The organism is Microcystis sp. M53598_WE2 (assembly GCF_030067735.1).
Taxonomy (GTDB): domain Bacteria; phylum Cyanobacteriota; class Cyanobacteriia; order Cyanobacteriales; family Microcystaceae; genus Microcystis; species Microcystis aeruginosa.
This window is the reverse complement of record NZ_JASJFE010000417.1, coordinates 1-1,840: the sequence shown is the minus strand read 5'-3', so window position 1 is coordinate 1,840 and position 1,840 is coordinate 1. Positions and strand designations below refer to the sequence as shown.

Genomic DNA, 1,840 nt, shown 5'->3' with positions numbered 1-1,840 from the left:
TTTAAGTTTTTTAGGAGGTTACAGCCTATTTACTGCTAATTTTATCGAAATAAGCCCTAATTTTTCTTTAAATAGCTTAAACAGGGGGCGATTAACTGCGGTTGCCAGAAAGTTTCTCGGGTTGCTCAGGATAATTGTCAAGAAAAGTGACAAATTATGTGATTTTGTTGAGAAATAATAATTTTTTCTGGACTGCCCAATAAAATTGACCATTTCCGGCGGTCGGCAGGAGATTATTTTTATTTATTCTCCCTTCTCCCTAGGAAGGTAGGGTTGATTCATGAATCAACCCTACGGGGGCAGGGGGGATCAAACCTTAAGAGTCAGTGGTCAGCAGACATCTGCTTTTTGATAAAAAGTTAAGGTGGTATTGCCGTAGCGTTTCTGACGACAAATGGTTAAACCTTCTAGATTAATTGCTTGCCAAGATTTGGGATTATGTTCCACGGCAATTTCCCCCAGAGAATCTAATAAATTAAATTGAGAGATGGCAGTTAGTACCGGTAAATATAAACCGCTTTCATAGGGAGGGTCAAAATAAATTAAATCAAAACTTTTCCCCGCTAAAGTGGCTAACTTTGTCAGTACATCCCCCCGAATTACTTGGAATTGCTGGGGAGAAGTTGCTAAATTGCGCCAATTTTCCTTGATAATTTCGCCAGCGCGTCCTGATTGTTCAATTCCGATTACTAGACTCGCACCTCGACATAAAGCTTCCGCACCCATGGAACCATTACCCGCACAAAGATCCAACCAACGACAGCCAGATAATTTCTGTTGCCAGATATTAAATAAAGCTTCTCGCACCCTTGCTGTCGTCGGACGGGTTAATTGTCCTGCTAGGGTTTTTATGGGACGATTGCCGTAAATTCTCATCGGTTAAAAGGCAAATTCAGTTAATCTTTTTTGTAATAAATCAGGAAAAAGAGCATAGTATCTTTGATTGAGAGGAGAGGGATGGGGGAGAGGCAATAAAGTCACTTTCTTTTGCTGTTTTAATCCATCTTCATCGGTAGCGGTAAGGGTAACTAGCAGTTTTTTGGTAAAGCGTTCTTTATCAAGATAGAATTTATCTACTTCTCTGGGTTTACCGTAGGGTTCAAACCATTTAAAAGCTTCCGTGCCAAGGGTAATGATATGATCACCTTGCCAATAAAAAACGAGCAGTTTTTCTATAAATGGACGAAAACGATCTTTCACTTCCCCAGAATAAGCTTTATTACCAGGAGGTTTGTAGGGAACTGTATTAGTTAAGAAAATTCGATCGCACACCGATAATAGCTCTTGACGATCATGGGATTTTCTCCCCTGCCAAGCTTGAAAAAATCCCTCTCTCACCATTCTACCGGCAGCCCCGATCAAAGGTTGTCCTGCATACACTTCATCTCGTCCTAAATCCCGGCCAAAAAAGCATAACTGACTAGCCAGATTACCTGCATACAAAACTGGTTCAAGGGGGTCTTTTTTGGCCTCTTGGTAAATTAGGGTATCGATGGGAAAATCCTCTTTTTTTGCCTCTTGGTGTACCTGTTTAATTAGGGTTTTAATATCGGCCATTATTCCAGAAATCGGTTATTAGTGGCTCTCCATTCTACTACAAAAATGAAAATTATCAGTCTTCAGTCTTCAGGAGATTATTTTTATTTATTCTTCCTTTTCCCCACACCCCACCCCCTACACCCCACCCCCCACACCCCACACCCCACACCCTACCCCCCACACCCTACACCCCACTCCCCCCCCCCCTCCTCCCCACACCCTACACCCCACACCCCACACCCTACACCCCACACCCCACACCCTACACCCCACTTCCCCACTTCTCCAACAATTGTAAAGA

At 42.6% G+C, this 1,840-nt stretch carries 2 protein-coding genes; both read right to left on the bottom strand.

The window, feature by feature from the left end:
• Positions 1-330: 330 nt before the first annotated feature.
• The gene (gene rsmD, locus PX636_RS08880; RefSeq protein ID WP_147074101.1) at positions 331-876 is read right to left on the bottom strand and encodes a 16S rRNA (guanine(966)-N(2))-methyltransferase RsmD; all 546 of its coding nucleotides are present in this window, start codon (positions 874-876) and stop codon (positions 331-333) included.
• A gap of 3 nt (positions 877-879) precedes the next feature.
• Positions 880-1,557: a uracil-DNA glycosylase family protein gene (locus PX636_RS08875; RefSeq protein ID WP_125732287.1), complete on the bottom strand. Its 678-nt coding sequence runs from the start codon at positions 1,555-1,557 to the stop codon at positions 880-882.
• Positions 1,558-1,840: the final 283 nt, after the last annotated feature.